We start from the raw sequence: 25,779 nt of genomic DNA, 5'->3' as shown, positions 1-25,779 counted from the left end.
GCTGCCACGTGGCGGGACACCGACTTCGTGGTGGCACTGCCTAACCTGACGGCGGCGCTGGTGGTCACGACCGATGGGTATTCGCTGCTCGGTGGAAGTCCGGCCACTTCCAGTCCGCGGTCGGGTAGGCGACACCGTCCTTGTCGAACAGATCCTTGTTGTAGTACAGGACCATCGGGCCGGTGCGGTCCGGCAGCGCCCACGTCTTGCCGTCGCGGTCGTAGGAGTGCGCGGCCCGCTCGCCGAACCTCCCGGCGAGGTCGAGCTTCTCGCCGCCGATGAAGTTGTCGAGCGGCAGCAGCTGGTTCTTGCTGCTGTAGCTGTGCACGGACTCGGCGACCTCGATGAGGTCGGGCGGGTTGCCGTCCGCGATCATCTTGCCGATCTTCGTGCCGTAGTCGCCGTCCTTGACGTGCAACAGCTTGACGTTCACGCCGGCGACGCGGTCGCTCGCGAGGTCGACGCGCTGCTGGTAGGTCCTGGCGTCCTGGTCACTGCCCCACACCGCGACCGTCACCTCGGGTTCGGGCGTGGGCGGCGGTGCGCTGGTGGCACAAGCGGACGCGACCAGACACGCCACGACTGCGGACATGGCTCTGCACGGGCGAAGTTGCCCCATGGAATCCGATCCCCTCGGAAGTTCAGTCGAGCAAATGGGTTTCGAAGGCGAGCACGGCCATGCCGAGGGACACCGGGTTGTCCTGGTGCCCGCCCAGCGCGGTGGTCGTCGCTTCGAAACAGGTGCCGAACGCGTACTCCTTGATCACCGGGATGACCGCTGCCACGAGTGGCTCACCGAGCGCGGCACTGACCCAGCCGCCGAACACGATCAGCCCGGGGTCGAGCAGGGCAACGGCGTCGGCGAGGGCCTGACCGAGCGGACGGCAGAACCGGCCGAGCGTCTCCAGCGCCGTGGAGTCGCCTTGCCGCACGGCTTCCGCGAACCGTGCCACCGTTGCCTCCCGGTCACCGGGCACGAGATGCGGGCTGCCGTCGAGCAGGCCCACCAGTGCGTCGGCGTGCAGGACGGTGTGTCCCACTCCCCCGCGCTGTTCGTCGCGCCGCGCAGCAACCGGCCGCCGGACACCACTCCCAGTCCGGCTCCGGTGCCCAGGTCGGCCACGATCACGTCGTCCTGGTCCCGCGCCGCGCCGAACGTCTGCTCGGCCAGCGTCAGCGCCTTCACCGGCTGATCGAACACCACTGGCACGTCACAACGTCGTTCGAGCAGCGCCCGGAAGCCGTGCTCCGGCAGACTGACCCCGACCGCGCGGACCGGCGCCTCGTAGACCTGCCGCCGAACCGCGCCGACAGCCTCGAGAACCCGCTCCGCCACAGCGTCCGGCGCGCTCTCCAGCACTGGCACCCGTTTCCGGGCCAGCCGCGCCATCGCCTGGTCGAACAACTCCGCCGTCACGTGCGTCTCGGTGACGTCCACCCCCACGACCAGCGAACCGCCGCCGCGCAACGTCAGCTGCGCGGCAGGACGCCCACCGGTGCGCGGGCCCGCCGTTTCCTTGAGGAATCCGGCTTTCGTCAACTCACCGGTGATGGTGCCGATCGTGGCGACGGACAGGCCGAGCCGGCTCGCCAACTCCTGCCGGGTCCGCGGCTCGCCACCGTAGAAGCACCGCACGACCTCGACGCGGTGTGCCCGCCGCAGATCGCCCGAATGCCTCAGTCGCATGAACCTGTTCCTCGTACCGCGCTCCGATCGGGCACAGTACGTGATCTTCATTGGTTTTTGAAGAGGTTCTTTCAACGGTCAGCAGAAGTGTTATCGATGCGCTCACCAGGATGTTTGCCGCGTCAAACACGTACGCGGCCCACTCAGGTCCGGCCACACTGCGTGAACAACGACCCGTTGACTCCGCAGCCTCGCCACTCCAAGATGTCAACGCTCACATCTGCGCCCCTCTTCCCCCTCCAGTCCCCCCTGCTAGCTGGAAAGTGAGCCGAAAACAACGATGTTAACGTTCACACGCACGCTGGTTCTGACCCTTGCTCTCAGCTCGGTGACCGCAGTCGGCGAGACCCCTGCCCTCGCCGCGCCCGTCACGCAGAACCAGGTCACCGTGCCGTCCGCGCCCATGGGCTGGGCCTCGTGGAACACCTTCTTCGAGAAGATCGACCACACGGTGATCAAGGCGCAGGCCGACGCCATGACCTCGTCCGGGCTCGCCGCCGCCGGCTACCAGTACATCAACATCGATTCGGGCTGGTGGCAGGGAACCCGGGACGCGGGCGGCAACATCACGATCGACGAGGCCCAGTGGCCCGGCGGCATGAAGGCGATCGCCGACTACATCCACGGCAAGGGGCTCAAGGCCGGCATCTACACCGACGCGGGCCGCAACGGCTGCGGTTACTACTTCCCCACGCCCGGACCGCCGCACGCGGGCACCGGCAGCGAGGGCCACTACGACCAGGACATGCTGCAGTTCTCGAAGTGGGGCTTCGACTACGTCAAGATCGACTGGTGCGGCGCGGACGTCGAGAAGCTCGACGCGCCCAGCACCTACCAGGCGCTCAGCGACGCCGTGACGAAGGCGAGCGCGGCCACCGGGCGGGAACTGGTGCTGTCGATCTGCGAGTGGGGCAAGAACGACCCGTGGAACTGGGCGCCGGGCATGGCTCCGTTGTGGCGCACCGGCACGGACATCATCTACTCGCACGAGACGCCGTCGATCGGCATGGTCTACAACAACTTCGACAAGAACCTGCGGCCGACCGCGCAGCACACGGGGTACTACAACGACCCGGACATGATGATGATCGGCATGCCGGGGCTGTCCGCGACGGCGAGCCGCGTGCACATGAGCCTGTGGGCGGTCGGCGGGTCACCGATGCTGCTCGGCAACGACCTGACCAAAATGGACGATCAGACGATCTCCGTGCTGACCAACCGCGAGGTGGTCGCCGTGGGCCAGGACCCGCGCGGGCTGCCCGCCGTCGAGGTCGCCGAGGACGTCCGCGACCAGCAGGTCTACGCGAAGGTGTTGTCCGGCAACGGACGACGGGCGGTCGCACTGCTCAATCGAACGTCGTCGAACGCGACCATGACGGTGCGGCTGGCCGATCTGGGACTGTCCGGCCGGATGGCCGCGGTGCGCAACCTGTGGACGGGTGCCGCCACTCCGGTCACCACCGGCAGCTACCGCGTCAGCGTGCCGGCGGGCGACGCGGTCCTGCTGTCCGTGGCGGGCGTGGAAGCGAGCGCCACCACCTACCCCGTCGAGAACGGCCGCGTCACCGGCGTCAACGCCAAGGCGGGTGGGCTCGCAGTCGCCACGATCGAGTACGCCAACGGTGACCGGACCGCCCGCAAGACCACTCTGCAGGTAAACGGCGGACAGGTCCCCACCGCGGTCGCGTTGCCTCCCACGGCCCGCGGCACAGTGTCGTTGATCATCTCGCTGGCCAGGGGCATCAACTCCCTGACCGTGCCCGGAGCCACGGCCGTCGAGATCCGGGAACTCCCCGGCACCGCCGGAACCGAGGTGATCGGCGCGCATTCCGGCCGTTGTGCGGACATCAACCGCAACACCATCACCAACGGCACGCAGGCACAGCTGTGGGACTGCAACGGCGGACAGGCGCAGACGTTCACCTACAACGCCCGCAAGGAGCTCGTGGTGTACGGCAACAAGTGCCTCGACGCGTGGGATCACGGCACCACGAACGGCACCATGGTCGCGATCTACGACTGCACCGGCGGCGCCAACCAGCAGTGGGACTTCAACGCCGACGGCACCATCACCGGTGTGCAGTCCGGCCTGTGCCTAGACGCCTACAACGCGGCCACGGTCAACGGCACGAAGCTCGTGCTGTGGTCGTGCAACGGCGCCACGAACCAGAGGTGGACACGCGACTGACGGCTACTTGATCCGCACGCGCGCCCACCACCAGGCTGGGGAAGTTCCTTCCCTGCCAACGAGGAGCCAGCTGTGGCGAGCAAGTCGAAACACGTGTCCCGCCGTGCGTTCGTCGCCGGGACCGCGGCGGTGGCGTTCACCGCGACCACGACCGATCAGGCACGAGCGGAGACCGAGGCGGGCTTGATGCTCTGGTACACCAAGCCGGCGACCGACTGGGAGTCGGAGTCACTGCCCATCGGCAACGGCGCGCTCGGTGCGAGTGTGTTCGGCGGCGTGGCGAGCGAGCTGCTGCAGTTCAACGAGAAGACGCTCTGGACCGGTGGGCCGGGATCGCCGGGGTACGACTTCGGGAACTGGAGGACTCCGCGGCCCGGCGCGATCGAAGAGGTCCAGCGTCGAATCGACGTCGACGGCCAGGCCGAACCGAAATGGGTCGCGGGCAAGCTCGGCCAGTCCCGCAACGGTTACGGCGCATACCAGTCGTTCGGCGATCTCGTGCTGACGCTCGCGAACGACCCCGGCACGGTGAGCGGCTACCGGCGGCACCTCGACATCGCCGACGCCGTCGCCGCGGTGAGCTACACCTCCGGCGGAGTGCGCTACACGCGCGAGTACTTCGCCACCGCACCGGACAACGTGATCGTGGCCCGGCTGACCGCGGCCAAGCCGGGCCGGCTCAGCTTCACCACGGCGGTTCGCCCGCCGTCGAACCGCACCGCGACGATCACCGCGCGGTCCGGCCGGATCACCCTGGCCGGGCGTCTCAACGACAACGGGCTCCGGTTCGAGTCGCAGGTCAAGGTGATCAACCACGGCGGCACCCGCACCGACAACGCGGACGGCTCCGTGACCGTGCGCGGCGCCGACTCCGTGCTGCTGATCCTGGCCGCGGGCACCGACTACGCCCTCCGCCACCCCACGTACCGGTCCGGCGTGCACCCGCACAACGCGGTCACGCAAAGGGTGGACCGGGCGGCGGCCAAGGGATTCGACCGGCTGCGCGCCGACCACGTCTCGGACCACCGCGAGCTGTTCGACCGGGTGCGCCTCGACGTGGGCCAGCAGATGCCGGACCTCCCGACCGACGAGCTGCTGCGCGGCTACCGCGACGCGAACACCCCGGCCGCACACCGCAAAGCGTTGGAGACGCTGTACTTCCAGTACGGCCGCTACCTGCTGATCGCGTCTTCACGGGCCGGATCACTGCCCGCGAACCTGCAGGGCGTGTGGAACAACTCGGCGACACCGCCGTGGAGTGCCGACTACCACACGAACATCAACCTGCAGATGAACTACTGGCCGGCCGAGACCACGAACCTGTCCGAGACCACGGCACCTCTGTTCGACTACGTGGACTCGCTGGTGCCGCCCGGTGAGGTGACCGCGCGGGAGATGTTCGGCAACCGCGGCTGGGTGGTGCACAACGAGACCACGCCGTTCGGCTTCACCGGTGTGCACGACTGGGCTACGGCGTTCTGGTTCCCGGAAGCAGGCGCCTGGCTGGCCCAGCACTACTACGAGCACTACCTCTTCACCGAGGACGAGTGGTTCCTGCGGGTGCGGGCCTATCCGCTGCTGAGGTCGCTCTCGCAGTTCTGGATCGACGAGCTCGTGGCGGACCCGCGAGACGGCAGGCTCGTGGTGAACCCGAGCTACTCCCCCGAACAGGGACCGTTCTCCGCGGGCGCGTCGATGTCGCAGCAGATCGTGCACGACCTGCTGACCAACACCGCAGAGGCCGCGACCGTCCTGGGCGACCGCGAGTTCGCCGCGCAGGTCAAGTCCACTGTGGACAAGCTCGATCCCGGACTCCGCGTGGGCTCCTGGGGTCAGCTGCAGGAGTGGAAATCGGACTGGGACGACCAGACGAACACCCACCGGCACGTGTCCCACCTGTTCGCGCTGCACCCCGGACGGCAGATCACGCCGCGGCAGGATCCCGCGCTGGTCAAGGCGGCACGGGTGTCGCTCACCGCGCGCGGCGACGGCGGTACCGGGTGGAGCAAGGCCTGGAAGATCAACTTCTGGGCACGGCTGCTGGACGGCGACCACTCCCACAAGATGCTGACCGAGCTGCTCGCGACCAGCACGCTGAACAACCTGTGGGACACCCACCCGCCGTTCCAGATCGACGGCAACTTCGGTGCCACGGCCGGAATCGCGGAGATGCTCCTGCAGAGCCACCGCGGCGTCGTGGACATCCTGCCCGCACTGCCGGGCTTCTGGGACACCGGCTCGGTCACCGGCCTGCGGGCGCGTGGCGACGTGACGGTGGACATCAAGTGGCTCAACGGAAAACCGACGAGCATCCAGCTCACGGCGGGCCGGAGCGGGCCGCTGACGGTGTCGAACGCGGTCTTCGAAGGCCGCTACGAGGTGTTCCACGCCCGGACCGGCCAGCGGGTCGAAGTTCGTGGCGTGGGCGAGGAAATCACCATTGACGCCACCCGCGGCACGACCTACCTCGTGCGCGCGCTGGCTTAGGAGCGACATGCGACGATCCACCCTGCTGGTCATCCCGGTCGTGCTGGCGACACTCGCGCCACCCACGGCCACCGCCGCTCCCGGCGGCACCTTCGAGGTGCTGAGCTACAACGTGGCGGGGCTGCCAGAAGGCCTGTCCTCTGGCCACCCCGCGGTGAACACGCCGTTGATCAGCCCCCGGCTGGCGCCGTACGACGTGATCAACGTTCAGGAGGACTTCAACTACCACGCGGCCCTGTACGCAGGTGACAACCACGCGTACCGCACGCCCACGAGCGGCGGGGTGCCGTTCGGCAGCGGTCTGAACACGCTGTCCCACCTGCCCTACAGCGACCTCGAACGCACGAAGTGGTCGTCCTGCAACGGCACCGACTGCCTGACGCCGAAGGGCTTCTCGTACAAGCGGATCAGCCTGGCCGACGGAGTGTCCGTCGACCTCTACAACCTGCACCCCAACGCCGGCACCGAGACCGCCGACCTCGCCGCGCGCCGGTCGAACATCAGCCAGCTGTCGCGGTTCATCGCGGCGAACTCCGCGGGCAACGCGGTCATCGTCATGGGTGACACCAACACCCGCTACACCCGCGCGGACGACAACATCCGCGAACTGGTCAGCACCAACGGTCTCACCGACGCGTGGGTGCAGCTCGAACGCGGCGGCCAGGCACCGGCGGCGGGCAGCCCGGCGCTGGTGTGCGACCCGGCGGCGCTCAACGACCAGTGCGAGGTCGTCGACAAGATCCTCTACCGGGGCAACCGGCAGATCACCCTGACCGCACGGGACTACCGCAACGAGAACGCGGCTTTCGTGGACGCCCAGGGCAAGCCGCTGTCCGACCACTACCCGATCGCCACGAGGTTCGACTGGACGGCCAGCGACTCGATCAAGCTCAGCGCTGAGGCCGGTGGCCCGCACGGCACCCCGTTCACCGATCTCGCGGCGGTTGATCTGGGTGCCGTGCGCACGCTCACATTGCGTGGTGGCAGCAGACTCGACCAGATCGCGTTCACGACGGCCAACGGCACGACGTTCAGCCACGGCGGCAACGGCGGCTCCGCGTCGACCCTGACGCTCGAACCCGGCGAGCACCTCGTGTCCGCGAAACTGAGCCAGGGCAAGTACGACGGCCACACGCGGGTGTTCTCGGCGGCGTTCACCACGGACCGGGGACGCACCCTCTCAGCGGGGCAGCAGACCGGTGAGACGCTCACCGTCACCGCGCCCGCCGGGTGGCGCATCGCCGGGTTCACCGGCAGGTCAGGCGACGAGGTCGACCGTCTGGGTGCGATCTTCGCTCCTCGGTGACCGCACGCCGACCATCACGCTCCAGAGGAGATGGCCGGCGAAGTTGACGACGTCCGCGCCCGGCACGTCCAACGGGCGCGGACGATCGCCACCGTCCGAGGGCCACGCGGTTGCTGCTCGGCGCGCCGACAGAACGGTTCGTGTGGGAACTGGACAGGGTTCTCGACGGGTTGGCCGCTAGCGGACAGGCGCGTTGCGAGCCGTGCGGATCACACGGTCGTGGTCGGCCACGGACATCAGCCCCTCACCCACCCAGCGCCGTGCCACCGCGGTCACCCGGTCCACGAACACGCTCTTGGCCGAGAACGGCGCGGCCACCCACACCTCGTCGAGGAACGTCGATCCGTCCGCGCGCGCCGGGTTCGCGACGCCGGAGTCCACGCCCGCGAACACGATTCTCGGCTCCGCGCGGCGGAAGTACGCGTGGAAGGGGTGTTCGGTGCCCTCGAAGAACGGCGCGAGCTCGACCTCGCCGAGCCGGAAGTGCAGCGGGCTGCCCGCGATCGGCTGGAGGTTGCCCGCCAGGTCACCGGACAGCGCCGCGCGGCCCAGCAGGCCGAGCTCCAGGAACTCCCGCCGTGCGTCCCGGGCCACCAGGGTGATCGGGCCGTACCTCAGCGACTGCACGAGCGGCTGGTCGGGCGTCCGCTCGGCCTGCAGCGCGAACGGCATCCGCACGCGCACAACATCCCCGTCGCGCCACCACCGGGACAGCGTGACGTAGGTGCCGGGCAGGGCGTTGAGCCGCTGCCGTTCGCCGTTGACCGTCACGGTGAACTCCCCCGCCCACGCCGGCACCCGCAGCGACAGGTCGAACCGCGCTCGACCGGTGATCCGCAGGGTGGTGCCCTGTTCGAACGGGAACCCGGTGGTCTGGGTGAGGGTGACGCCCTTCCACTTCAGCACCGACGGGCTGTAGAGGTTCACGTACAGCCGCGAGTCGTCCGATGCGCGGAAGTACACCGAGTCCTGATACTTCGTCGCGCTCTCCATGCCCGTGCCCTCGCAGCACGTCGTGCCCTGCTTCGGCGTGAAGTCCCGCACGGCACCCGGCGTGAGGCCGATGAAGTAGGTCATCAGCGGCAGCTCGGCGTCGGCACGGTCCTGTTTGGACCCCAGGACCTGGTTGTACAGCGCGCGTTCGTAGTAGTCGAAGTACTTCGGCGACTGCTCGTGCAGGAAGAGCTGCCGGCTGAGCTTCAGCATGTTGTGCGCACAGCAGGTCTCGGCCGTGGCGTCGGTCAGCGATCCCGCGATGACACCGCGCGCCTTCCAGAACTCACCCGTACTGGTCCCGCCGATGCCGAACATGCGCGGCGGCACGACCATGCCCCAGAAGTTCTTGGCCGCCAGCCAGTACCGCTGCTCACCGGTGGCCTCGTACAGCCGGACGAGGCCGGTGAAGATCGGGATGTGCTGGTTGGCGTGCAAACCGTCGAGCACGTCCCGGTTCTCGGCACACGCGGTGATCAACGAGTCGAGGTCGAACAGCCGGGCCAGCTCCAGGTGCTTCCCGGTGATCGTGTGCAGATCCGTGATCGCCTCGACGACGCCGCCGTACTCGCCGCTGGAGAAGATGCCCCACATCCGCTGCCGCACCTCGGCGGACAGCTTGCCCAGCCGCGAGTACATCCAGTCGCACAGCCCGTCCGCGAGATCCAGCGCCCGCGCGTCCCGGGTGTTGCGGTAGGCGTCCAGCAGACCCTTGAGGATCTTGTGCGCGGTGTAGTAGGGCGCCCACACGGTGAGGTAGTCCGGGCGCGTCATCGTTTCCAGCGCGATGAACTGGGTTTCCGGGTAGGCGGCCAGGAAACCGGGATGGCTCGGGCCGCCCCACGTGCGTTTCAGCGTCGCGTGCCGCCCACGTCCGGACGCGTCGGCGAAGGTTCCGCCAGCCGTCTCGTCGAACGCGTAGGAAGCCAGGTCTCCCTTGAGCGGCAAGCTGATCTCGGCCTCGGTCAACGCGCGGGAGAACAGGTGCACGTCCTCGAGCGCACCCGCGAACACCGGGTCGCCACCGAAGTGCGACCGCCCCAGCCAGTGGTGTGCCAACGCTCCCAGCGCGGCGGGGTTCAACGACATCGCCGTGTTCACGCCCACCCGCACACCGTTGACGTACAGCGTGCCGGTGGCGCCCGCGATCGTCACCGCGATGTGGCTCCACTCGTTCAACGGCAGCGGCGTGGTGGCGTTGATGCCCTGTTCGGCTCCCGGACCGTTCGACGTGATGGCGAAGCGCGGCACGCCGTCGCCGTTGCGGGCGGCCAGGTACAGGTAGCGGGTGTTGTCGTTGCCGAAGTCGAAGATCCGCGCCCAGTTCGCCTGGTGCGACGGGCGCACCCACGCTGTGAACGTGAACATCGCGGGCAATGGTTCGGCCGGCAGGTCGACGAACTGGTAGGAGCCGCGCACTTGTTCCACCGCCCGGCCCAGCTTCCCCGGCACGCTCAGCACCTGCGGATCGCTGCGCAACGCGGCCCGGCATGCCGTGAGGGCGCCCAGCATCGTGCGGATCTTCTCCAGGTACACGGAGTCGCCGGTGCTGCCGTACGCCTGGGACAGCATCGACAGGAAGTGCCCGGTGTAATGGCCGCGGAGGTTGCCGTTCGCCTCGCCGTCGAGGCCTTCCCAGCCACCAGGTGCGATGGCGCCCAACGTGTCCAGGCCCGCGTTGGCCCGGAACACCTGCAGCAGCCGGTTCACGTCGTAACCGCGGGCGTAAGCCAGGACGAGGTCGCGCTTCTTCGAGAACACACCCTCGGTCAGCGCGACCTCGGACAGCGCGAACGGGCTCAGGTTTCCGGGCGCGACGGCGTTCGGAGCAGCCATGGCCTCACCCGCCGTCGCACCGAGCAGAGGCACGGCGGCGGCCAGGGAGGTCGCCTTGAGGAAGTCCCGCCGTGCGAACCCGTCCGCCATGCGCCTGCTCCTCACGCCTCAAAATGTGAGCGCTAACATAGGGCGCGCACACGGTGGCGTCAACGCTTCCCGCGTGGTTCGGCGAGCCGCTGCCGCACCACTTCGGCCTCCGGCATGTGCAGCGAGTCGTAGATCGGCAGGGCGGCCTCCCACAACCGGCGAGCCTCCGCGACCTCGCCGATGTCCACCCGCGCCGCCGCGAGGTCGTCCAGCGACCTGGCCACCTGCTCGCGATCTTCCATCTCCTCGGCGTGCGCCAGCGCGTCCCGGTGGTACGCCAGTGCCTCGGCGTGGCGGCCGGCCGCACGAGCTGCCCGGCCGCGCCCGTTGAGAGCCGAGCACTCGAGGAGGCGGTCGCCCAGTTTCACCGCGAGCAACTCGGCTTGCTGGTGCAGGTCGGCCGCTTCCTCGTGCCGCCCCATGCGCTCGTGGGCGGTGCCGAGGTTGATGAGCACCTCTGCCTCACCGACGGGATCACCGATCTCGCGGAACACCTCGATCGCCTGCCGGTGGTGTTCGAGCGCCTCACCATGCCGGCCCTGCCGCGAGCAGATCCGGCCCAGATCCGTGTGCGCGATCGCCTCGGCCGCACGGTCACCGACGTCGTGCAGGATCTTCAACGCTCGCCGGTGGTGGTCCTGCGCTTCGTCCAGCCGCCCGTAGCTCTGCAGGGCGCTGCCGAGGTCGTTGAGGATCCGCCCCTGCCCCACCCGCTGGCCGATCTCCGCGTAGATCGCGGCCGCCTGCCGGTAGCACGTCATGGCCTCCTCGTGCCGGCCGAGGCCGTGCTGCACCTGCCCGATGCTGGCCAGTTCCACGGCTTCCTGGCCGCGGTCGCCGGCTTCCTGGCTCAGCGTCAGCGCGAGGCGGTAGGAGGCGAGCGCGTCGTGGTAGCGGCGGGCCCTGCCCTCGTTGTTCCCCAACGCGTGCAGCGTCCGCGCCTCCCCCGCGAGGTCACCGAGCCGCCGGTACAGCCGCAACGCCCGGTGGTAGTGCTCGTCGGCCTCGCTGTAGGCGCCTGACCGGGCGTGCGAGCGTCCCAGCTCCAGCAACGACCGCGCCCGGCCCGCTGCGTCGCCGAGGTCCTCGGCCGCCGAGAGCGCGTTCTGGTGCAACGAGAAGGCGTCGTCGTTGTGGTAGCCGACGTTCAGGTGCTGGTCGATCACGCGCGCGATCTTCACGGCATATCCGGCGAGGTCACCTGCCGCGGTTCCGGTGATCGTGACGAGGGTGAGGCGCTCGGTGTTCAGCCACGTCTTCGCGGCGGACGCGGTCATCGTCGACGGCTCGCCGAGCCCGGATTCGCCGCGACGCCAACGTTTCGTGTACGGGTACAGGGCGTCCATCGCGTCGAGCGCACCGGTGAGGTAGTGCTCGTAGAGGTACTTCAACGCATCATGGCGGTCGGACTCCGAGAGCCGCTGTTGCGCTCGCTCACGGGCGAAGGCGCGCAGAAGGTCGTGCATCGCCCAACGCCCCGGCCCCGAGCTCTCCACGAGGTGAGCCTGCTGGAGCACGTCGAGCAGGTTCCGGCCTACGCGTGCGGACACCCCCGCGAGAGCGGCCACCGCGTCGGCGTCGGTGTCGCGGCCGGGATGCAGTCCCAGCAACCAGAACAGCCGGTTGGCCGCGGGTGGCAGGTGCCGTTCCGACCACGAGAACACCGCCCGCACGGCCGTGCCGGCATCGGCCCCGGCCTCCAGGAGGTCGAGGCGGTGGCGTTCGTCGGCGAGGTCGTCGAGGCCCACCCGCCCGCGCCGCGCGACGAGCTCGGCCGCGATTCGCAGCGCGAGTGGTAGCCGGGCGCAGTGCACCGCGAGATCTTCGAGCTCGGCAGCGGTCGCCACCTCGTCGCCGATGAGCAGGCGCAACAGTTGAACCGCTTCGACGGGGCTGAGCACGTCGAGCCCGACCCGATGCGCGCCGTCCCGCGCCACCAGCCCGACGAGGTCGTCGCGACTGGTGATCACGACGGCACTGCCGGGCTCAGCCGGGAGCAACGGCCGGGCGTGAGCGGCGTCGCGCGCGTTGTCCAGCACCACCAGCACGCGCTTTCCGGCGGTCAGGCTCCGGTAGAGCGCGATCTGAGCCTGCAGGACCTGCGGCACGCGGTCGGCGGTGACACCGAACGCGGTCAGGAACCCGTGCAGGGCTTCCTCCGGTGCCAACACCCCCTCGGGGTCGAAGCCGCGCAGGTTGACGTAGAGCTGCCCGTCCGGGAACTGGTCGGCAACGCGGTGCGCCCAGCGCACAGCCAAAGTCGTCTTGCCCACGCCCGCCGTGCCGCACACCGCCACGAGAGCGACCGTGTCCTTCGCCCTGACAGCGGTGTCGAGTTCGGCGAGCTCGGCCTGACGGCCGGTGAATCCGCGCACCAGCGGCGGCAGCTGCGCCGGTCGCGGATCCGCGACCCGGATCGGCGCGGGCGACGGCAGCAGCAGCGGATCGTGCGCGAGCACTCGTTCCTGGATGTCCGCCAGCACCGGCGACGGCTCCACGCCCGCGTGCTCGACGAGCCCGCGCCGAGCCCGTTGAAACGCTTCGAGGGCCTCAGCTTGCCGTCCAGCCCGGTACAGGGCCGTCATCAGCTGGCCCCACAACCGTTCGTGGCCTGGATGAGCAGCGGTGAGGTCAGAGAGCTCGGCGACCAGCTCCGCTCCGGACCCGGCGGCCAGGTCGGCGTCGACGCGGTCCTGCACGACGCCGAGACGCACTCCGGCCAGCCGGATCCGTTCCGCTTCGAGCGCGGCGATTCCGTCGAACTCGTCGAAGGGCCTGCCCCGCCACAGTTCCAGCGCGGAGGTCAGCCGTTCGCGAGCCACCACAACGGTTCCGTCGGCCAGCGCCGCGTGTCCCTCCCTGGCGAGCCGCTGGAACCGCACGATGTCCACAACGTCCGGTTCCAGCAACACGTACCCCGGCGCGCGCGTGGCGATCAGCACAGCCAGCGGACCGACACCCCTGCGGAGCCTGGACGAATATGTCCGAACTGTCCGCTCGGCGTCCGGCGGCGCCTGCGGGCCCCACAGTTCCGAGACGAACGTCGCGACGCTCACCGGCCGGCCCGCGTAGGCCGCCAGCAACGCCAGCATCGCCCGCAACCTCGGACCGCCGGGATCGAGCAGCCGCCCACCGGCTTCGACCTCGAACGGCCCGAGCACGCGAACACCGTCGTCCGGCATCCATTGCCCAGCCATCCGGCCTCCGCCCGTCCCTGATGCCCCGCAATGAGAGAGCAATCATCGGGCACGGGGATACGGCGAAGGCGCGGAGGTGGGCAAACTGCCGCTGACGGTCAGACGGGGAACACGCCGTAGCGCTGCGCGGCGGTGTTGTTGCAGACCCAGAGCTGCAACGCGAGGTTCTCGTCGGACCGTCCACCGGGAACGTCGAGGCAGTGGGTGTTCGTGCCGGCGACCCGCGACCGGAGCTCGACGAAGTCGGGCAGGCTCCGGTTCGCGTGGAACCGCTGGTTGCTGATGTTGGCACACGGCCACTGGACCACCGGCGTGCCGTTGGTGGCGCCGCCCAGCGCGTCCATGCACTTCAACGTGACCGCGTTGCGGATCTGGAAGTTGGAGTTGTCGTGGTCGACGAAGTCCCACCGCTGGAACGGGTTGCCGTTGCAGGTGGTCTGCACGATCGGCGCGCCGTCGTCGAACGAGTTGCCCAGCGGCGCCAGGCACTTGCCGCTCACCGTGCTCCGGACGGTCACGTCGAAGTGGTCGTCGGCGAGTGCCGGCGCCGCTGTGGCCACCAAACCGGCCACAGCGGTCGTCACGGCGAACGCCGACGAGGCGATCCACTTTCTCATTCGGTACCTCCCCTGAACCCGGGCGCCGGAAGGCCGCCCTGTGCGGATCACCATGGCGAGGCCCGTCGACAGTTCGTCGACAATCGGTCGACAGATCGGTGCGAACGTTCACCCCGTCCGATTCACGTCCGGCAGATCCTGGTCCACAGTGGACACACTGAGTCGGTCCAGTGCGGCGTACACCTCCGGCCTGCCGACCCTCAACCGGTACGAGACACCCAGGCCGATCGCGACCGCGACCGCCAGCAGCCACGGCAGCAACGCGATCGCCGGCGCGCCGGAACCCGCGAGCGTCGGGAAGTTCGCCACCGCCAGCACGGTGACGGCGACCAACCCCAGTCCGCCGAGACCGGGAGCGACGGCGGTGCGCCAGATCCGCGGGTCGCGGCGGCGCCGGAAGTAGGCCACCACGGCGATGCCCGCCATGGCCTGCAACGTGATCACGCCCAGCGTGCCGATGCCGGTCATGCTGGCGGTGAGGTCGGCCAGCGGGTCGAGCCCGGCCGCGGCGTAGCTCGCGGCGACCAGCGTGGCGAACCCGATCTGCACGCCGCTCGCCACGTGCGGTGCGCCGTTGCGCGGGTTCGTGCGGCCGAGTGCCGGGGGCAGCACGCGTGCCCGGCCGAGAGCGAACAGGTAGCGGGTCGCGGAGTTGTGCAGTGCCAGCAAGGCGGCGAACAAGCTCACCACCAGGAGCAGCATCATCACGTCGGTGAGGACCGTGCCGAGGTACGTCTGGCTGATCGAGAACACCAGGTCACCGGCCTTGAGATGCTCCTGCGCGGCCGTGCCCGCCCGCGTCACGCCGATGGCGCTGACGACCGCCCACGTGGTGAAGGCCGCGAAGACACCGATCAGCACGATCGCCGCGTAGGTCGCGCGCGGGATCGTCCGCCGCGGGTCGCGGGCCTCCTCGCTGAAGAGGCCGGTCGCCTCGAAGCCGACGAAAGCGTTGAAGGCGAACAGGAACGCGATGCCGGCCGACCCGGAGAACACCACGCCGGGAGCGAACGCGCTCACGTCCAGACCGGTGCGCACGGCCACCGCCACGTCCAGCACCAGCAGGATCGACACCTCCAGCACCAATGACACCCCGAGCACCTTCGCGCTCACGTCCACGCCCCGGCGGCCCAGCGCGAAGACCGCTATCGCCGATAGCAGGCTCCAGAGCTGCCACGGGGTGTGCGGGCCGAGCACCTGCTCCACCACGTTCGCGGTGAAGAAGCCGCTGGTGCCGACCGCGCCCGCGACGAAGCAGTTGTAACCCACCAGCGCGACCATCGCCGCGACCATCCCGAGTGGACGGCCGAGACCGTGCGTGACGTAGACGTAGAACCCGCCCGCGCCGACGATCACCTTGCTCATCTGGGCGTACCCGATGCCGAAGAGCACCAGGACGACGGCGGCGAGCAGGAACGCGCCGGGCATGCCGCCGCCGTTGCCGAGCGCGATGCCCAGCGACGCGATGACGATGATCCCGGTCAGCGGCGCGACCGCGGCCAGGACGAGGAACACGACGCCCGCGGTGCCGAGCGCGTCGCGACGCAGGACGCCCGGTTCCGGTGCGGCCATGAGCATTTCTCCCTCCGAGACAGGTGCCCGGAATCGTGCTCTCCCGCACCGCCCCGGTCTTGCGTCGCAGTGCACAACCGTTGCCCCTCACCGCGCGAAACGAGACACCAGGCCGCCTCCTGCGGGTCTCGTCCGCGATAGTCGCGGCCGAGGGGCCCGGAGACGGCACCGCCGAAGTGCCCGAATACGCCCGGTATGAGGCCACTCCGGCGGCACCGTCTCCGGGCCTCTCGCCCGTGACTCTCATCGAACGGACGTGCAGGACACGGCCTAGGCCGTTTGGGCCGGATCGCTTATCGTGTTTGAAACTTCACCGACGAGAGGTGTGGGCCCGGTGAGCGCTCCGACAACCCTGGTCGTCCGCGACTTCACCGAGTTCCGGGCCGCCGTCTCGGAGTCGTTCGTCCCCCTGCGGGTCAGCGCGAACGGCGGCGACGGCTTCCGCGGCCGCATCCGCACGTCGGCCGCCGACGAGGTGCAGATCTCCGAGATCACCGCGTCCGCACACGTCGTCGAACGCACGCCCGAGCTGATCGCGCGGGCGGACCGGCGGTTCTACAAGCTCAGCCTGATCCTCTCGGGCACCGGGATGCTCGTGCAGGACGACCGCCAGGCCGTGCTGCGGCCTGGCGACGTCGCGCTGTACGACACGCATCGGCCGTACTCGCTGGTCTTCGAGGAGGACTTCCGCAGTCTCGTGGTGATGTTCCCGCAGCGGCTGCTCGACGTACCCGGCGAGCTGATGGGCCGGCTGACGGCGGTGCGGATGTCGGGCAAGGAGGGCGTCGGCAACGTCGTCGTGCCGTTCCTCGCCCAGCTCGGCAGCAACCTGGAGCAGCTCGACGGACCGGCCGGCACGCGGCTCGCCCACAGCGCGATCGACCTGCTCAGCACGCTGGTGGCGACGGAGCTCGACCTGGGCCGCGTCAACACCGACCCGCACCGCGAGCTGATGCGGCGCATCCGGGCGCACATCGACGCGAACCTGCACTCCCCCGACCTCACCCCGGCGAAGATCGCCACGGAGCACTTCATCTCCACCCGCCACCTGCACGGGCTGTTCCAGCACCAGGGCACGACGGTCGCGGGCTGGATCCGTGCGCGGCGACTTGAGCACTGCCGCCGCGACCTGCTCGACCCGGTGCACGCGGGCCGTCCGGTGGCGGCGATCGCGGCGCGCTGGGGGTTCGTGGACGCCGCCCACTTCAGCCGGGTGTTCAAGGCGGCGTTCGGCAAGGCGCCGAGCGAGCTTCGCCGGGCGATCTGAGCCGCCCGCACGCCGACCACCGTCACCGGGACCAGGACGGCCCGGTTCGCCTGCGCGCGTTCTGACCCGAAACGGCACCACGAGGTTGGCCGCGAGTGCACCGTTGTTGTCAGCTACCGCACGAGCGGTTCCGTGCCCGCGACCGTCAACCGACACTGGCCCGGGAGCCGACCGGAAGGACCTTCGTGAGCACAACGCACCCGCTCGACCCGCTGACCGCGGCCGAACTCTCCGCAGGCCGCGCGGTGCTCGCCGACGCCGGTCTCGCGGGCGCGACGATCCGGTTCCCGCAGGTGTTACCCGTCGAACCGGCCAAGGACGAGGTGCGCGCGGGTGGGGCGACCGACCGCAGGATCCGCTACACGCTGCTCGACACCGCCACCGGCCGCCGTGGGGAGGCCGTGGTCTCCGTGAGCCGGAGCGAGCTGGTGTCGTGGGACGACTGGGCGCAGACCGACGGGCAGCCCTCGTACCTGCTGGAGGAGTACGGGCTGGCCGAGGAGATCACCAAGGCGTGCCCGCAATGGCGCACCGCGATGGCCCGACGCGGGCTCGCGGAACGAGTCGAGCACGCGTTCTGCGCCCCGCTCGCTCCCGGCTGGTTCGGCCGCCCGGACGAGACCGGCCGGGTGATCCGCACGCTGACCTTCCTGCGTGAGGACGACACCGACAGCCCGTGGGCACACCCGGTCGAAGGCCTGATCACGACCATCGACCTCACCAGCCGGACCGTGCTGCGGGTCGAGGACCACGGCGACGTGCCGGTGCCGGCTGAGCACGGCCGCTACACCGGCGTCACCGCGCGGACGTCGCTCAAGCCGGTGGAGATCACCCAGCCCGAGGGGCCGAGTTTCACCGTGGAGGGCCAGGAGATCACCTGGGAGGGCTGGAAAGTCCGGGTCGGCTTCAACTCGCGCGAAGGCCTCACCCTGCACCAGCTGTCGTTCCAGGGCCGTCCGGTCATCTATCGCGCCTCGGTCCCGGAGATGGTGGTGCCCTACGGCGACACCGCGCCCGGCCGGTTCTGGATCAGCTACTTCGACGCGGGTGAGTACCAGTTCGGCAAGAACGGCAACAACCTGCGCAACGGCTGCGACTGCCTCGGCGTCATCCACTACTTCCCCGCGTGGGTGGCGAACGACCACGGCGACCCCGTCGAGATCCCCCAGGCGATCTGCCTGCACGAGGAGGACGACGGCATCTTCTGGAAGCACACCGCGCTGAACGGGCACCCCGAGGTGCGCCGTTCCAGAAGGCTGGTCATCTCGTCGATCTCCACCATCGGCAACTACGACTACGGCCACTACTGGTATCTCCACCTCGACGGCACGATCGAGCTGGAGGCCAAGGCCACCGGCATCGTGTTCTGCGGCGCGGGCACCGAGGGCGAGGAACAACGGCACGCCACCGAGATCGCGCCCGGCCTGTTCGCGCCCGTGCATCAGCACCTGTTCTGCGCGCGGCTCGACGTGGAGATCGACGGTCCGCGCAACAGCCTGCACGAGATCGACGTCGTCGGGGTGCCGACCGGGCCGGACAACCCGCACGGCAACGCCTTCACCTGGCAGAGCACCCCGTTGCGCACCGAACGCGAGGCCATGCGGATGGCCGATCCCGCTCGTGCCCGCGTGTGGGAGATCCGCAGTGCGGACCGGGTCAACCGGCTCGGCAAACCGACCGCCTATCAACTGATGCCGCATCCGTCCGCCACGCTGCTGGCCCAGCCCGAGGCGACCGTGCGCGCCAGGGCGGAGTTCGCGACGAAGCATCTGTGGGCGACGCCGTTCCGCGAGGACGAGCGGTATCCGGCCGGCGAACAACCCAACGCCCACCCCGGTGGCGCCGGCCTGCCCGCGTGGACGGCGGCCGACCGCGACCTCGTCGACACCGACATCGTGCTGTGGCACGTGTTCGGGCCCACCCACGTGCCCCGGCCGGAGGACTGGCCGGTCATGCCGGTCGACAAGTCCGGGTTCGTGTTGCGGCCCTACGGGTTCTGCGACCGCAACCCCGGCCTCGACCTGCCGTCCGGCACCTCCCGCTGCCACTGAGAGGATCCCTTCCGCGGCAGTCAACCGCCCTGCCGCGGACGACAAGACCGGACGCCCTCCCCCGCTCGATACTCGGCTCGACGACGAGCCGAGGAGGCACCTGGATGGCGACGCGACTGTTCATCGACGGGCAGTGGGCCGAGGCCGGTGGTGGCGGCATCCCGACCCTGGACCCGGCGACCGGCCAGGTGATCGAGGAGGTCGGCACCGCCTCACGCGCCGACGTCGACGCCGCCGTCGCCGCGGCACGCCGGGCACTCACCAGCCCCGAGTGGGCGGGACTGCTACCCGTCCAGCGCGCCGCACTGCTGTTCCGCCTGGCCGATCTGGTCCAGGAGCACCACGAGGAACTGGCCGCGCTGGAGACCCGCGACCAGGGGCAGCCGATCGGCGTGTCCCGCCAGGTCAGCGTCACCGGCGCGGCCGAGCACTTCCGCTACTTCGCCGGCTGGGTCACCAAGATCCAGGGCACCACGAACCCGGTCTCGTTCCCGGACACGCTGCACTACACCCGCCGCGAGCCGGTCGGGGTGAACGCGCTGATCACGCCGTGGAACTTCCCGCTGATGATCCTCGCCTGGAAGCTCGCCCCGGCGCTCGCCACCGGCAACACCGTGGTGATCAAGCCGAGCGAGGTCACCCCGCTGACCAGCATCCGGCTCGTCGAGCTCACCCAGGAGGCCGGGATTCCCGCCGGTGTCGTCAACCTCGTCACCGGCGACGGCGAGGTCGGCGCGATGCTGAGCGGTCATCTCGGCGTCGACCACGTCTCCTACACCGGTTCCACGGCGGTCGGGAAGCTGATCACGGCGGCGAGCGCGGCGTCGAACCTCAAGCGCCTCACGCTGGAGCTGGGCGGCAAGGCGCCGAGCATCGTGGCGGCCGACGCCGACGTCGACGCGGCCGTCGCGGGCAACCTCGCGGGCGCGACCCTCAACTCCGGTCAGGTGTGCGCGGCCTACACGCGGTTCTACGTGGATCAAAAGCGCGAGCAGGAGTTCGTCGAGAAGATGGCGCGCGGCCTGGAGAGCCTGAAGGTCGGGCCGGGCAGCGACGAGTCCACGCAGCTCGGCCCGTTGGTGTCGCAGAAGCACCGTGACCACGTGGACGCGCTGGTGCGCACGGGTCGTGACGAGGGCGCCGAGCTGGTGACCGGTGGCGGCAAGGTGGACGGCGACGGTTACTTCTACGCGCCGACGCTGTTCGCCGGCGTCACCGACGGCATGGCGATCATGCGCGAGGAGATCTTCGGCCCGGTGCTCGCGGTGACGTCCTACGACGGCGAGGACGACCTGCTCGGGCGGGCCAACGACACCGAGTACGGCCTGGCCGCGACGGTGTGGACGCACGACATCCGCACGGCGCAGCGCTACGCCGACGGCATCCGGGCGGGCGCGGTCTTCGTGAACATGCCGCCGATTCCGGACATGGCCGCGCCGTGGGGTGGTTACAAGGCTTCTGGCTGGGGGCGGGAGATGGGCCCGTGGGCGATCGACGCCTACACCGAGACCAAGTCGGTCTGGCTGCACTACGGCTACTGATCCCCTTCACAGGCAGGACTTCGGATGACCACGCCAGTGCCCAGGCCGGGCAAGATCATCGCGTTGCACCTCAACTACCCGTCGCGCGCGGCACAACGCGGGCGGGTGCCGGACCAGCCGTCGTACTTCCTCAAGCCGCCGACCTCGGTCGCCTCCAGCGGTGACGTGCTGGAGCAACCGGCGGGAACCGAACTGCTCGGGTTCGAGGGCGAGATCGCCCTGGTCATCGGCAAAACAGCCCGCCGGGTGGCACCGGAGGACGGCTGGGCCCACGTCGCCGCGGTCACCGCCGCGAACGACTTCGGCGTCTACGACCTGCGCCATGCCGACAAGGGCAGCAACCTCCGCTCGAAGGGTGGCGACGGGTTCACCCCGCTCGGCCCGGTGCTGCTGCCGGCCGAGTTCGTGGACCCCGCGGCTCTGCGGATCCGCACGTGGCACAACGGCGATCTGGTCCAGGAGGACACGACCGCCGGGCTGTTGTTCGGGTTCGGCAGGCTGGTCGCCGACCTGTCGCAGCTGATCACGCTCGAACCTGGAGACGTGGTGCTCACCGGGACACCCGCGGGCGCGTCGGTGGCGGTGCCCGGCGACGTCGTCGAGGTCGAGGTCGACACGCTCGGTGGCCTCACCACCGGGCGTCTGGTCACGCACATCGGCGAGGGAACAGTCCCGTTCGGACCGTTCGGCGCCCAGCCGCGAGCAGACGAGTTTCAACGCGCGGAGGCTTACGGCACAACGGAACCAGGGTTCGCCCTCACGGACTCGCTGCGCGCGCGGATCGAGTCCGTGAGCACCGCGACGCTGTCGTCCCAGCTCCGCAAGCGCGGCTACAACGCGGTGTCGATCGACGGGCTGACCTCGACCCGGCCCGGTGGCCGCCTCACCGGCCTCGCCAGGACGTTGCGGTACCTGCCGTACCGCGAGGACCTCTTCCGCAAGCACGGCAACGGGTACAACGCACAGAAACGCGTGATCGACTCGCTCGGTCCCGGCGAGGTGCTGGTGATGGAGGCACGGGGCGAGCGCGGCACCGGCACGGTCGGCGACATCCTCGCTCTACGGGCCCAGGTCGCGGGCGCGGCCGGAATCGTCACCGACGGCGGAGTCCGCGACATCGCCGCGGTGACGGCCCTGGCCATCCCGACCTATCACGCCGGCCCACATCCGGCGGTGCTCGGCCGCCGGCACGTGCCGTGGGATGTCGACATCGCGATCTCCTGCGGTGGCGCGACCGTGTGCCCCGGCGACGTGATCGTCGGAGACGACGACGGCGTGCTGGTGATCCCGCCGGATCTGGTGGAGGAGGTCGTCGGCGCGGCGATCGAGCAGGAGCTCCAGGAGAGGTTCATCGCCGAGCAGGTCGCGGCCGGCGAACGGGTCGAGGGGCTCTATCCGATGAGCGAGCACTGGCTCGGAAAGTACTACGCGTGGAAGGACAGCAATGCGTTTCCGCTCCAACCCCCAGCAGATCCGCGGCTCGATCGCACCAGTGATGACCCCGTTCACCGCTGACGGCGCTGTCGACCACGAAGGCCTGATCAACCTGGTGCGCTGGCAGCTCGCGTCCGGCACGCACGGCATCTCGATCGGAGGTTCCACCGGTGAGCCCGGTGCCCAGACGGTGACCGAACGGGCGGCGGCGATCCGCACGGTGGCCGCCGAGGTGGCCGACCGGGTGCCCTTCGTGCCCGGTACCGGCACGGCGAAGCTGGACGAGACGCTGGAGCTGACGGCCGCCGCGCAGGACGCGGGAGCCGACGCGGCGCTGGTGATCACGCCTTATTACGCGCGGCCGACCCAGGAAGCGCTCTACACCTGGTACCGCACGGTGGCGCTGGAGTTCCCGGATCTGCCGATCGTGGCCTACAACGTGCCGAGCCGCACCGCCGTCGACATCGCACCGGAGACCGTCGCCCGGTTGTTCCGCGACCTCGACAACTTCGTCGGCGTCAAGGAGACCACGAAGGACTTCGAGCACTTCTCCCGCGTGCTGCACCTGTGCGGACGGGAGCTGCTGGTGTGGTCCGGCATCGAGCTGTTGTGCCTGCCGCTGCTGGCACTCGGCGGTGCCGGGTTCGTCAGTGCCACCGCGAACATCGCGCCCGCCGCCTGCGCCGAGATGTTCACGGCCTGGGAGTCGGGCGACCACGAACGGGCTCGCGAGATCCACTACGGGCTGCATCCGTTGGTGGACCTCCTTTTCGTGGAGACGAACCCGGCGCCGGGCAAGTGGGTGCTCGCCGAGCGCGGCCTGATCGCGTCCGGGCACGTCCGGCCTCCGCTCATCGAGCCGACCCCGTCCGGCCTCGACCGCATGAAGGCGCTGCTGGCAGAGGGAGCGAACTACCTGAGCCCTGCCGAGGGTTTCACCTTGGAAGGAAAGTGATGACGACGCACCACGTTCCGGACAACCTTCCCGGGAAGCTCCAGCACTTCATCGGCGGTGAGCTGGTCGACAGCTTGTCCGCCAAGACGTTCGACGTGCTCGACCCGGTCTCCAACACGCCGTACGTCACCGCTGCGGCAGGTCAGGCCGAGGACGTCGACCTCGCGGCGGCTGCGGCGCGCAAGGCGTTCGTGGAAGGGCCTTGGCCGCGGATGGCCGCTCGCGCACGGGCCAAGGTGCTGAACAGGATCGCGGACGCGGTGGAAGCGCAGGACGAGCGGCTCGCCGAGCTGGAGACGTTCGACACCGGGCTGCCGATCACCCAGGCGCTCGGCCAGGCCCACCGCGCCGCCGAGAACTTCCGGTTCTTCGCGGACCTGGTCGTGGCGCAGTCCGACGACACCTACCAGGTGCCCGGCCGGCAACTGAACTACGTGCACCGCAAGCCGGTCGGCGTCGCCGGGCTGATCACGCCGTGGAACACGCCGTTCATGCTGGAGAGCTGGAAACTCGCGCCCGCACTGGCCTCCGGCTGCACGGTGGTGCTCAAGCCCGCGGAGTTCACCCCGCTGTCGGCGAGCCTGTGGGCGGGGATCTTCGCCGAGGCGGGACTGCCGGACGGCGTGTTCAACCTCGTCAACGGGTTCGGCGAGGAGGCGGGTGACGCCCTGGTCAAGCACCCGGACGTGCCGCTGATCTCGTTCACCGGCGAGAGCACGACCGGGCAGACGATCTTCCGCAACTGCGCCGCGGGCCTCAAGGGCATGTCGATGGAGCTCGGCGGCAAGTCGCCCGCGATCGTGTTCGCCGACGCCGACCTCGACGCCGCGATCGACTCCACGCTGTTCGGCGTGTTCTCGCTCAACGGCGAGCGGTGCACCGCGGGCAGCCGAATCCTCGTCGAACGGCCGGTGTACGACGAGTTCTGCTCCCGTTTTTCTGAGCGGGCCCGCCGGATCGTCGTCGGTGATCCGTTCGACCCGGCCACCGAGGTCGGCGCTCTCGTGCACCCCGAGCACTACGCGAAGGTGATGAGCTACGTCGAGCTGGGCAAGACCGAGGGCAGGCTGCTCGCGGGTGGCGGGCGTCCACCCGGCCTCGACACGGGCAACTACGTGGCGCCGACGGTGTTCGCCGACGTCGCACCGGACGCCCGGATCTTCCAGGAGGAGATCTTCGGCCCGGTGGTGGCGCTGACCCCGTTCGGCACCGACGAGGAAGCGCTCGCGCTGGCCAACGAGGTGAAGTACGGGCTCGCCGCCTACGTGTGGACGCCGAAGCTGGAGCGCGCCCACGCGTTCGCCCAGTCGGTCGAGGCGGGCATGGTCTGGCTGAACTCCCACAACGTCCGCGACCTGCGCACGCCGTTCGGTGGTGTGAAGGCGTCCGGGCTGGCCCAGGAGGGCGGCTACCGCTCACTCGACTTCTACAGCCACCAGCAGGCGGTCCACGTCACGCTCGGGCCGGTGCACACACCTCGCTTCGGAACAGTCCAGAAAGGACAGTCATGACCACTCCGCCGGACGTCATCCGCTGCGCCTACGCGGAGCTGGTCGTCACCGATCTGGCCGCCTCACGCGCGTTCTACGTCGACGTGCTCGGCCTCGTCGTCACGCACGAGGACGACGACGCGTTGTACCTGCGCGCGTTCGAGGAGTATCTGCACCACTGCCTGGTGCTGCGCAAGGGTTCGACAGCCGCGGTGGCCGTGCTCGCCTACCGCGTCCGCACTCCCCACGACCTCGACCTGGCCCAGGAGTACTACGGGGCGCTGGGCTGCCGGGTCGAACGCCGCCCGGCCGGTGCGACCCGCGGCATCGGCGAGGCGGTGCGCGTCGAGGACCCGCTCGGCTTCCCGGTGGAGTTCTTCCACGACGCCGAGCACGTCGCGCGCTTCACCCAGCGCTACGACCTGCACGGCGCGGGCGCGCTGGCGAGGCTCGACCACTTCAACCTCGCCACTCCGGACGTGCCAGCCGCCCGGAAGTACTACGAGGGCCTGGACTTCCGCGTCTCCGAGGACATCCAGGACGACGAGGGCACGGTGTACGCGGCCTGGATGTTCCGCAAGCCGACCGTGCACGACGTGGCACTGACCGGCGGCGACGGCCCGCGCCTGCACCACATCGCGTTCGCCGCCCACGAACGCACCCAGATCCTGCACGTCTGCGATCATCTCGGCGCCGTCCGGAAGTCGGACATGATCGAGCGCGGTCCCGGCCGGCACGGCGTGTCCAACGCGTTCTACCTGTACCTGCGCGATCCCGACGGCCACCGCGTCGAGCTGTACACCCACGACTACTACACGGGCGACCCGGACAACCCGGTGATCACCTGGGACGTGCACGACAACCAGCGGCGTGACTGGTGGGGCAACGCGGTGGTGCCGAGCTGGTACGCCGAGGCGTCCGCGGTGCTCGACCTCGACGGCAACCCGCAGCCGCTCGTCGTGCGGACCGAGTCGCTGGAGTCGGAGGTCACCATCGGCGCGGACGGCTTCTCGTACACGAACAAGGAGGAGCGGGAGTTCAAGCTGGGCGAGCAGGTCTGACGCGTGG

General features: G+C 69.7%; 17 protein-coding genes. 10 read left to right on the top strand and 7 right to left on the bottom strand.

Annotated features, from left to right (window positions below):
- Positions 1-64 precede the first annotated feature (64 nt).
- Genes ABZX92_RS23245 through ABZX92_RS23235 form a run of 3 tightly spaced genes read right to left on the bottom strand, consistent with a single transcriptional unit; the run spans position 65 to position 1,687 of the window.
- Positions 65-592 (bottom strand): extracellular solute-binding protein, encoded by a 528-nt coding sequence (locus tag ABZX92_RS23245; protein ID WP_355562940.1) that lies wholly within the window; start codon positions 590-592, stop codon positions 65-67.
- Positions 593-641: 49 nt separating this feature from the next.
- Complete coding sequence (locus tag ABZX92_RS23240) at positions 642-932, bottom strand: ROK family protein (RefSeq protein ID WP_355562938.1); 291 nt, start codon at positions 930-932, stop codon at positions 642-644.
- A complete protein-coding gene (locus ABZX92_RS23235; RefSeq protein WP_355562935.1) occupies positions 830-1,687 on the bottom strand; it encodes an ROK family protein in 858 nt (285 codons plus the stop codon). The genes ABZX92_RS23240 and ABZX92_RS23235 overlap by 103 nt, the downstream gene beginning before the upstream one ends.
- Positions 1,688-2,015: 328 nt before the next feature.
- On the opposite strand from ABZX92_RS23235, the gene ABZX92_RS23230 reads away from it, so the two are divergent.
- The 3 genes from ABZX92_RS23230 to ABZX92_RS23220 all read left to right on the top strand — a co-directional run bounded on the left by ABZX92_RS23230 (position 2,016) and on the right by ABZX92_RS23220 (position 7,668).
- On the top strand, positions 2,016-3,875 hold the full coding sequence (locus tag ABZX92_RS23230; protein ID WP_355562932.1) for a ricin-type beta-trefoil lectin domain protein: 1,860 nt from the start codon (positions 2,016-2,018) through the stop codon (positions 3,873-3,875).
- 72 nt (positions 3,876-3,947) lie between these two features.
- On the top strand, positions 3,948-6,362 hold the full coding sequence (locus ABZX92_RS23225; protein ID WP_355562929.1) for a glycoside hydrolase family 95 protein: 2,415 nt from the start codon (positions 3,948-3,950) through the stop codon (positions 6,360-6,362).
- 7 nt (positions 6,363-6,369) lie between these two features.
- Complete coding sequence (locus tag ABZX92_RS23220) at positions 6,370-7,668, top strand: jacalin-like lectin (RefSeq protein ID WP_355562927.1); 1,299 nt, start codon at positions 6,370-6,372, stop codon at positions 7,666-7,668.
- 177 nt (positions 7,669-7,845) lie between these two features.
- Here ABZX92_RS23220 and ABZX92_RS23215 read toward each other — a convergent pair whose 3' ends face one another.
- The 4 genes from ABZX92_RS23215 to ABZX92_RS23200 all read right to left on the bottom strand — a co-directional run bounded on the left by ABZX92_RS23215 (position 7,846) and on the right by ABZX92_RS23200 (position 15,973).
- Positions 7,846-10,587, bottom strand: coding sequence for a beta-L-arabinofuranosidase domain-containing protein (locus ABZX92_RS23215; protein WP_355562924.1), 2,742 nt, complete (start codon positions 10,585-10,587; stop codon positions 7,846-7,848).
- 59 nt (positions 10,588-10,646) lie between these two features.
- The gene (locus ABZX92_RS23210) at positions 10,647-13,784 is read right to left on the bottom strand and encodes a tetratricopeptide repeat protein (RefSeq protein WP_355562921.1); all 3,138 of its coding nucleotides are present in this window, start codon (positions 13,782-13,784) and stop codon (positions 10,647-10,649) included.
- Positions 13,785-13,882: 98 nt separating this feature from the next.
- Positions 13,883-14,401 carry an RICIN domain-containing protein gene (locus ABZX92_RS23205; protein ID WP_355562918.1) on the bottom strand — a complete coding sequence of 173 codons (519 nt, stop codon included), beginning with the start codon at positions 14,399-14,401 and terminating at the stop codon, positions 13,883-13,885.
- A 108-nt stretch (positions 14,402-14,509) separates the two neighbouring features.
- On the bottom strand, positions 14,510-15,973 hold the full coding sequence (locus ABZX92_RS23200) for an APC family permease (protein WP_355562915.1): 1,464 nt from the start codon (positions 15,971-15,973) through the stop codon (positions 14,510-14,512).
- 334 nt (positions 15,974-16,307) lie between these two features.
- Here ABZX92_RS23200 and ABZX92_RS23195 point away from each other — a divergent pair, with 334 nt between their 5' ends.
- From ABZX92_RS23195 to hpaD, 7 genes are all read left to right on the top strand, one after another.
- Positions 16,308-17,240: a helix-turn-helix domain-containing protein gene (locus ABZX92_RS23195; RefSeq protein WP_355562912.1), complete on the top strand. Its 933-nt coding sequence runs from the start codon at positions 16,308-16,310 to the stop codon at positions 17,238-17,240.
- A 185-nt stretch (positions 17,241-17,425) separates the two neighbouring features.
- On the top strand, positions 17,426-19,291 hold the full coding sequence (locus ABZX92_RS23190; protein WP_355562909.1) for a primary-amine oxidase: 1,866 nt from the start codon (positions 17,426-17,428) through the stop codon (positions 19,289-19,291).
- 104 nt (positions 19,292-19,395) lie between these two features.
- Positions 19,396-20,832 carry an aldehyde dehydrogenase family protein gene (locus tag ABZX92_RS23185; protein WP_355562906.1) on the top strand — a complete coding sequence of 479 codons (1,437 nt, stop codon included), beginning with the start codon at positions 19,396-19,398 and terminating at the stop codon, positions 20,830-20,832.
- Between the two features lie 24 nt (positions 20,833-20,856).
- Entirely contained in the window at positions 20,857-22,347 is a 1,491-nt protein-coding gene (locus tag ABZX92_RS23180; RefSeq protein WP_355562903.1) for a fumarylacetoacetate hydrolase family protein, read from the top strand.
- Positions 22,277-23,221 (top strand): 4-hydroxy-tetrahydrodipicolinate synthase, encoded by a 945-nt coding sequence (dapA, locus tag ABZX92_RS23175; protein WP_355562900.1) that lies wholly within the window; start codon positions 22,277-22,279, stop codon positions 23,219-23,221. The genes ABZX92_RS23180 and dapA overlap by 71 nt, the downstream gene beginning before the upstream one ends.
- Entirely contained in the window at positions 23,221-24,732 is a 1,512-nt protein-coding gene (hpaE, locus tag ABZX92_RS23170) for a 5-carboxymethyl-2-hydroxymuconate semialdehyde dehydrogenase (protein ID WP_355562898.1), read from the top strand. The genes dapA and hpaE overlap by 1 nt, the downstream gene beginning before the upstream one ends.
- Entirely contained in the window at positions 24,729-25,772 is a 1,044-nt protein-coding gene (hpaD, locus tag ABZX92_RS23165; protein WP_355562895.1) for a 3,4-dihydroxyphenylacetate 2,3-dioxygenase, read from the top strand. Before hpaE ends, hpaD begins: the two co-directional genes overlap by 4 nt.
- Positions 25,773-25,779: the final 7 nt, after the last annotated feature.

The sequence above is a fragment of the Lentzea sp. NPDC006480 genome (assembly GCF_040611995.1).
Taxonomy (GTDB): Bacteria; Actinomycetota; Actinomycetes; order Mycobacteriales; family Pseudonocardiaceae; genus Lentzea.
This window is presented reverse-complemented; position numbering and strand designations above follow the sequence as displayed.

Excerpts from the sequence above, each read along its gene's own strand:
- ABZX92_RS23200 (WP_355562915.1), bottom strand. The coding sequence starts at position 15,973 with ATGGCCGCACCGGAACCGGGCGTCCTGCGTCGCGACGCGCTCGGCACC.
- ABZX92_RS23185 (WP_355562906.1), top strand. The coding sequence starts at position 19,396 with ATGGCGACGCGACTGTTCATCGACGGGCAGTGGGCCGAGGCCGGTGGT.
- ABZX92_RS23220 (WP_355562927.1), top strand. The coding sequence starts at position 6,370 with ATGCGACGATCCACCCTGCTGGTCATCCCGGTCGTGCTGGCGACACTC.
- ABZX92_RS23210 (WP_355562921.1), bottom strand. The coding sequence starts at position 13,784 with ATGGCTGGGCAATGGATGCCGGACGACGGTGTTCGCGTGCTCGGGCCG.
- ABZX92_RS23245 (WP_355562940.1), bottom strand. The coding sequence starts at position 592 with ATGTCCGCAGTCGTGGCGTGTCTGGTCGCGTCCGCTTGTGCCACCAGC.
- ABZX92_RS23235 (WP_355562935.1), bottom strand. The coding sequence starts at position 1,687 with ATGCGACTGAGGCATTCGGGCGATCTGCGGCGGGCACACCGCGTCGAG.
- dapA (WP_355562900.1), top strand. The coding sequence starts at position 22,277 with ATGCGTTTCCGCTCCAACCCCCAGCAGATCCGCGGCTCGATCGCACCA.
- hpaD (WP_355562895.1), top strand. The coding sequence starts at position 24,729 with ATGACCACTCCGCCGGACGTCATCCGCTGCGCCTACGCGGAGCTGGTC.
- ABZX92_RS23205 (WP_355562918.1), bottom strand. The coding sequence starts at position 14,401 with ATGAGAAAGTGGATCGCCTCGTCGGCGTTCGCCGTGACGACCGCTGTG.
- ABZX92_RS23180 (WP_355562903.1), top strand. The coding sequence starts at position 20,857 with ATGACCACGCCAGTGCCCAGGCCGGGCAAGATCATCGCGTTGCACCTC.
- ABZX92_RS23215 (WP_355562924.1), bottom strand. The coding sequence starts at position 10,587 with ATGGCGGACGGGTTCGCACGGCGGGACTTCCTCAAGGCGACCTCCCTG.
- hpaE (WP_355562898.1), top strand. The coding sequence starts at position 23,221 with ATGACGACGCACCACGTTCCGGACAACCTTCCCGGGAAGCTCCAGCAC.